Source organism: Gemmatimonadota bacterium (assembly GCA_026706345.1).
Classification (GTDB): domain Bacteria; phylum JAAXHH01; class JAAXHH01; order JAAXHH01; family JAAXHH01; genus JAAXHH01.
In genome coordinates this window covers 1-6,934 of record JAPOYX010000034.1, presented here as the reverse complement: position 1 = coordinate 6,934, position 6,934 = coordinate 1, and the positions used below count along the sequence as shown (strand labels likewise).

Sequence of the window (6,934 nt, the reverse complement as noted above, 5' to 3'; positions counted from 1 at the left end):
GCGGACCAGGCGGACCAGGCGGACCAGGCGGACCAGGCGGACCAGGCGGACCAGGTGGACCAGGCGGACCAGGCGGACCAGGCGGACCAGGTGGACCAGGCGGACCGGAGGATCGCCCGTGGAACAGGCATCGTCGCCACGCATCCTCGTGGTAAGACCCGACCGGATCGGAGACGTGGTGCTGTCCCTGCCGGTGCTGGACGCCCTCCGGCATCGCTGGCCTCGCGCCCATCTCGCCATGATGGTGCGTCCCTATACCCGGAGCGTGCCCGATAGAAGCCCCTGTCTCGACACCGTGATCGAAGACGACCCGGATACGGGTCACCGCGGCCTGGCGGGATTCCTCGCGCAGGTGCGGCGCCTGAGAACCCACCGCTTCGACACGGCCTTGATGCTCATGCCGACCGCCCGTCACGCCTGGATGCTCTTTCTGGCCGGCATCCCCCGCCGCCTCGGCGTGGGCCGGACGATCTACCAGGCACTTACATTCACCCGGGCGATCAGCCGTGGCGGCTACATGCCGCTTCGTCACGAATCGGACTACTGCCTGGACCTGGCCCGCGCGCTCGACGCCCGGGAACCGGGGGGGCGGCCCCTGATCGAGGTGGAGGAGAAGGAGAAGGCGGAAGCCCGCCGGGTCCTGGACCGGCCGGAAGGGATGCCGGTCATCGGCATTCATCCCGGCAACGGCCGGAACGCCCCGAACTGGACGGCCGAGCGGTACGGCGCGCTGGCGAGGCGCTTGCAGGATCGGCACGGTGCGAAGATCGTGGTCACCGGGAGCGCGGCGGAAGAACGCCTCGCCGAAGCAATTAAGTCCCGGCTGGACGGACCCGCCCTTTCGCTGGCCGGGCGGCTTTCGCTGGATGAACTGATCGCGGTGATCGGCGAAATGGATCTCCTGGTGAGCAGCAGTACGGGACCCATGCACCTGGCGGGGGCGCTGGGCGTCCCCACGGTATCCATCTTCTGTCCGCTGCCCGCGCGGTCGCCGCAACGGTGGCGGCCCCTGGGCGGCCTGGACCTTAACCTGCTGCCCCCCGACGGGCAGTGTCCCACCTGCGACCGCGGCCCCTTCTGCGACCTTTCCGGCATCACCGTGGACATGGTCCGGGAGGCCGTGGCGCAGCAACTGGGATGACCGGCGCACCGGGCTGAACCGCGCACCATAAACCATACCCTTCGGTGTCCGAAGCATGATCCAGTCCGAAAGACCATCCCGCATCCTGGTCATCAGATTCAGCTCGATGGGCGATATCGTGCTGACTTCGCCGGTTACCCGGCAGCTGAGCAGGATCTGCCCTGATGCGGAACTCGACTTCCTTACTCGGGACGAGTACGCTCCCCTGGCTCGCGCGCTTCCCGGTGTCGCCCGGGTGCAGTGCTTCGAACCCGAACAGGGACACTGGCGGCTTGTCGCCCGCTTGCGCCGGAGGCGCTACGACCTGGCGATCGACCTGCACGGGAACATCCGCAGCAGGCTCGTCGGACTGGCGGGCATGGCGCGGCGGGTTATCCGATACGACAAGCGAAGGTTCGCCCGCATGGCCATCGTCAGAAGACGCCGGCGGTCCAGGTCCGTCCCGCATACGGTCGACCGGTACCTGGAGGTGCTCGGGTCGGTTCTCGCGCCGCCGGAACAAGGCGATGGGTCCCCCGAAGGTGCCCGGTATACGGGAGAGCATAGAATACCAGAACTGATCGTCCGAAGATCGGCGGTCGACGAAGTGGCGAATCGCCTGGCCGAGGCCGGTATCGGACCCGATGCCCCGGTACTCGGCGTGGCGCCGGGCGCCTCGCACGGCCCGAAGCGCTGGCCGCCGGAACGGTTCGCCCGGGTTGCGGACCACATGGCGAGATCCCGGGATATGACGATTCTGCTCCTGGGAAGCGAGGGGGACCGGCCGGTTGCGGGCGAGGTGGCCCGAGTCATGGGGCGTCAGGCCGTCGACTGGACCGGAACCACCGATCTCTCGCTGCTGCCCGCGGCCGTGCAGCGGTGCGCACTCCTCGTAAGCAACGATTCCGGCCCCATGCACGTGGCGACGGCCGTGGGCACTCCGGTGGTCGGCGTATTCGGCGCCACCCACCCCCGGCTTGGGTTCGCGCCGGTCGGACCGGCGGACGCTGCCGTAACGCTCGATCTTTCCTGCAGCCCCTGCAGTCTGCACGGGAACCGGGCCTGCCGGTTCCGCACTCATGCATGCATGGAGGAACTCGATCCCCGGCGCGTCATTTCCGAAGCGGAGTGCCGGATACCGGTTTGATGGCGCATTTGATAGCGCGAATGAACGCAGGTTGACGGGCTGAGGTGCGGTTTTATTCGTCGGAGCCGTATTCGAGGAGCGAGAAAACGGGTCGATCACCCAAGCGCTTCCGGCCGTCCAGGAAGGACAGTTCGATAAGAAACCCCACGCCGGCCACGACCCCGCCCGCGTCTTCGACCAGTTGACAAGCCGCCGTCGCGGTCCCCCCCGTGGCCAGCAGGTCGTCCACGATGAGTACGCGGTCTCCGGGCTGTATGGCGTCCAGGTGCATTTCCAGCGCGTCCGTGCCGTATTCCAGGTCGAATTCGATCCGCCGTGTCTCCGCGGGAAGCTTGCCGGGCTTTCGCAGGGGAACGATTCCCTTGCCCATGTGATAGGCCAGTACCGGCGCCAGGATGAACCCCCGGGCCTCGATACCGGCCACCAGATCGATCGATTTGTCCGCGTACTCCGCGACGAACCGGTCCACCGCCATACGGAAGGCGGCGGGATCCTTGAACAGCGTGGTCACGTCCTTGAAGTTGATGCCGGGGATGGGAAAGTCCGGCACGTTACGGATCTTCTGTTTCAGGGCGTCCAAGTCACACCTCGATTCTGATACCACAGGCAGCGATCCGGTCCGGCAGCACCTGTCTGCCGGTGTCGTTATGGGCTACTGGCCGAACTCTCCCGGCCAGTTCTCTATAATGGTCAACACGGGCCGTTCTTCTTCCGCGTTGGTCGGCAGGATGAACTTCTGCCCATCCCCGGTCACGTCAAAACCGGAAAAACGCAGGTAGTCGGCACCGCCCTGGATACCATCGAAAAGGACCCGCGGCGGTCCGAACCGGAAACCCTGGCCTTCCAAAAGGGGAACGGACATCATCCGGTTGTCTTCCACGTAGAACAATTCATCCCCGGAGGGATTCCAGCGCGGCGTCCAGCCTCCCTTGACGGACACGCGCCAGCGGCCCGACCCCGTAGGAAACCGGGTTACGTACACCTCCGGAGAACCGTCCAGGCTCGATACGTAGGCCAGGTATCGACCGTCCGGTGACAGGGCGCCCTGAAACACCCGCCGCTGGTTCTCAATGAGCACTTCCGGCTCCGCGTCGCCTTCCGTGGATAAATACTGTATGCTTTGCCGTTTGAAAAAGACCAGTTTGCTACCGTCACCCGACATGATAGGTTCCCAGCCGGTAAGCGAATCGGTGGAGAACGGCGTCATCTCTTCCATGGCATCGAGATCCATGCGCATGAGCAGCCCATCGCGCCTGAAACGCCCCGGATTCGGGGAGCGAGAAACCGCGAAGACAATGGATCCGCCATCGGAGGTGTAGGTCGGTTTGCTGTAGTCCCGGTCGTCAAAGGTCAGCCGGCTTTCGGCACCGGATTCGAAGTCGTACAGCCAGAGCCCTTGAAGGTTCCCGTCCCTGGCGTCCGCGATGACCCGCATCCCCTCGGGTGACAGGACGGGATCGCCAATCCATTCCTGCGGGCTGCCGATGACCCGTTCGATCCGCCCGCGGCGGTTGACCACGGCAAGCTGCTGCCTGGGACGGAATGCCGGCCGGTACACCATGGTACCATCGGTGGAGAGACTGACGGAATTCACGTGCCGTACCACCGGAAAGGCTTCACCCGTTAGTTCCCCGATCCGGGGCGAAAAGGGCACGGCCCAAAGGTCGCCTTCGGCCCGGGTGGTCTCTCGGTAGTAGACCAGGTGGCCGGACGCGAACCCCGCAACGCCGAGAAAATCACCTTCCAGGGACAGTGTGCGCCGGCCGTACCCCGGTGATTCCGCGACAATGCGGGACCCGGAGATACGACCGACAGTAATGACCTGACTCAACTCGGCGTTCCCCCGGTACTGTTCGCTCAGATTGGCTATCACATCCGAATCGTCCTCGGTCAATGCGACCGAGAACAGGCGGAGGTTGTGATCGGACAGGCTCAGGGGGGTGGCCAGGGCCCGTTCCGATTTTGTTTCGTCCGGCTCCGCCAGCAGCACCGGAACGCCTCCGTGCTCGGACACCGCATACAGTCCTCCGCCGGTCCTCAGGCTGCTCATGCTGAAGATGATTTGTCCATCGCCTCCCCAGGATATGCCTGTCAGCCGCTGGTCCGGCAAATCGCACAGATGGACCTGCCCGTCGCCATCGGCGCCGACCTTCCAGATCGACCGCGCGGACAGGTAACCGATGTAGCGGCTGCCGGGAGACCAGAATACCCGGTCAACGTCTTCCGTACCGGAAATCTCCCTCCCCTCGATCTGGTCCAGGGGCCGCACCCACAGCCGGCTATCCCGGGTAAAGGCGAGCATGGTCCCATCCGGTGAGATGGCCACGTTGTCCCGTCCCAGGTTGTCCAGCGTAATCTGAAACTTGCGGACGGGCAAAGGGGTCTCCGCCGGCAGTAGCCCCGACAGACCAGCGATACCGAGAGCCACCCCGGCAATCCCTACGGCGCAGGCCGCGAGCATGGCCGGGTTCCGGAGGAGGGAAACCGGCCGTTCTGCCTTCGATGGGCCGGTCGTTCCCGAAGGTCCTGCCTCGTATTCCTCCCGGCTGTCGGACAGGTCATGGCCCACGTCGAGCACGGATTGGTAGCGGGACCTGGGCTCCTTGGCGAGGCAGCGCCGGACGACCCGGTTCAGCATGGGGGGCACGTCGATGTTGGATGCGCTCACCGGCTCCGGGTCGTCCTTCAGGGTGCTGCTGATGACGGACACGTAGTTTTCGCCCGTGAAGGGCCGGACGCCCGTCAGGGCCTCGTACATCATGACCCCCAGGCTGAATATGTCGCTCCGTTGATCGCCGTGGCTTCCGGTCGCCTGTTCGGGCGACATGTACGCCGGGGTGCCCATGACCGTTCCGGCCTGCGTAAGACTCATCGTGGGCCCGGCGCCATCTGTTTCGCCGGAGCTTCCGGGGACGACCCGAGCCAGCCCGAAGTCCAGGATCTTCGGGACGCCTTTCTCCGAAATCATGACGTTTGCCGGTTTCAGGTCCCGGTGCACGACGCCCCGCTCGTGGGCGTGGTCCAGGGCATCCGCGATGGGTATGAACCAGTCATAGAACGAATCCAGCGGAAGGGGCGCGCCGCCCAGGTGCTCATGGAGCGGACGGCCGGACACGTATTCCATGGTGATGAAATACATCGTTCCGGAACTGTCCTGACCGCCACTTCCGGATTCGGCGTCGTCCGGGCTGTCCGGGTCGTCCGGTCCGCCCATCCGCGCTTCCTCGATGGCGTATACCTGGGCGATGTTCGGGTGGTTGAGCCTGGCGGCGGCTTCGGCTTCGACACGGAACCGCTGGAGCAGTGCGGGGTCATCGGCCAGGTCTTCCGGCAACATCTTCAGGGCGACCCGCCGCTTCAGCCGGGTATCCTCGGCCAGGTATACCTCGCCCATGCCTCCCCGTCCGAGGACGCCTGCGATGCGGTAGTGGAGCACGACATCGTCCTTCCGCATTGCTGTTACTCCATCTCGGACGTCAGTCCAGCTCGTCCAGGCGCACGGGCCGGCCTTCCGCCGCGGACCGGTCGGCCGCGAAGACAACCCGGTGGGATTCGTAGGCCGTGGCCATATCGGTGAGGGGCATGGGGCCGCCGCCCCGGATGCTGTCGACAAAGGCCTGGAACTGGGGTTCGTATGGATGATCCTGCACGTCGCCCGAATCAATCAGCGAGGTCTCGAGGGTGCTCCACCGGCTCCGGTCCATCCCCCGGATCTTCTCGGAGTAGAACCGGTTGTCCAGCAGGCTGCCCTCGCTGCCCACCAGGTGCACGTGGAAGTAATAGGGTTGGAGACAGTCGATGCAGGAAGTCACCTTGCCGATCCGGCCGCTTCCCTCGAACTTCAGCATGGAAACGCTGGTCGTATCGTATTCGTAAGGTGCGAAGTGAGGGCTCGAAGACTTCGTATTGTAGCTGGTGACTTCCTCCACCTTCCCGTCCATAAAGAAAAGGAGGGTATCCAGGGCATGGCAGCCGGCCGTCAGCAGGCTGGTCCCGCCCATGGCCTTCTTCACGTTCCAGTCGTACTGGCCGTACCACGGACCGATGCCGTGGTAGTAGTCGACTTCGGCGTAGTGCAGGTCGCCGAGGAGCCCCTGGTCGATGACGGACCGGATGAGGGTGAAGTGGGCGCTGTACCGGCATTCGAAACAGACGCAGACCGATACGCCGGCCCGGTCCACGGCGGTCTGAATACGGGCCGCGTCTCCTGGGGTCAGGGCGAGCGGCTTCTCGATGATGAGATGTTTGCCGGCTTCCGCGGCGGCCACGGCCTGATCGGCGTGAAAGGGATGGGGGGTGCAGATATCGACGATGTGGACATCGGGGTCGGAGAGCATCTTCTCGTAATCGACACAGGACTTCAGCGGCGTTCCGAACTGTGCCGAAAGGACTGCGTCGTCGTGGGTACGGCGGGAGCAGACGGCGGTGACGTCCGCCCCGGTCACGGCCTTGAAAGCGTCGATATGCGCCCCGGCTACCCAGCCGAGACCGACGATGCCTACGTTCAGTTGGTTCACGGTCAGCCTCCGGATCCTTGCAACGTGTTCAACATGGCCGTCCACCGGTCATGGTCCGTTTCCAGTCTTTCGAGGGACGTCCGTTCGAAGACAAAAGGATAGTGCGCCAACGCCGCCGCCTGTTTGGCGGGATCGTCGGCGCAGCAGTCC

5 protein-coding genes are annotated in these 6,934 nt (G+C 64.9%); 2 read left to right on the top strand and 3 right to left on the bottom strand.

What is annotated here, in order from left to right:
- Positions 1-118 precede the first annotated feature (118 nt).
- Both OXG98_03675 and waaF read left to right on the top strand, forming a co-directional pair.
- On the top strand, positions 119-1,141 hold the full coding sequence (locus tag OXG98_03675; GenBank protein ID MCY3771108.1) for a glycosyltransferase family 9 protein: 1,023 nt from the start codon (positions 119-121) through the stop codon (positions 1,139-1,141).
- 55 nt (positions 1,142-1,196) lie between these two features.
- Positions 1,197-2,267 carry a lipopolysaccharide heptosyltransferase II gene (gene waaF / locus OXG98_03670; GenBank protein ID MCY3771107.1) on the top strand — a complete coding sequence of 357 codons (1,071 nt, stop codon included), beginning with the start codon at positions 1,197-1,199 and terminating at the stop codon, positions 2,265-2,267.
- 52 nt (positions 2,268-2,319) lie between these two features.
- On the opposite strand, the gene OXG98_03665 is transcribed toward waaF, so the two are convergent.
- From OXG98_03665 to OXG98_03655, 3 genes are read right to left on the bottom strand one after another with little or no spacing between them, the layout of a single operon-like run.
- Complete coding sequence (locus tag OXG98_03665; GenBank protein MCY3771106.1) at positions 2,320-2,871, bottom strand: adenine phosphoribosyltransferase; 552 nt, start codon at positions 2,869-2,871, stop codon at positions 2,320-2,322.
- Between the two features lie 48 nt (positions 2,872-2,919).
- Positions 2,920-5,721 carry a protein kinase gene (locus tag OXG98_03660; protein MCY3771105.1) on the bottom strand — a complete coding sequence of 934 codons (2,802 nt, stop codon included), beginning with the start codon at positions 5,719-5,721 and terminating at the stop codon, positions 2,920-2,922.
- 22 nt (positions 5,722-5,743) lie between these two features.
- On the bottom strand, positions 5,744-6,784 hold the full coding sequence (locus tag OXG98_03655; protein MCY3771104.1) for a Gfo/Idh/MocA family oxidoreductase: 1,041 nt from the start codon (positions 6,782-6,784) through the stop codon (positions 5,744-5,746).
- Positions 6,785-6,934: the final 150 nt, after the last annotated feature.

Bases quoted from the DNA above. Each gene is read 5' to 3' on its own strand.
- waaF (MCY3771107.1), top strand. From the start codon at position 1,197: ATGATCCAGTCCGAAAGACCATCCCGCATCCTGGTCATCAGATTCAGC.
- OXG98_03660 (MCY3771105.1), bottom strand. From the start codon at position 5,721: ATGCGGAAGGACGATGTCGTGCTCCACTACCGCATCGCAGGCGTCCTC.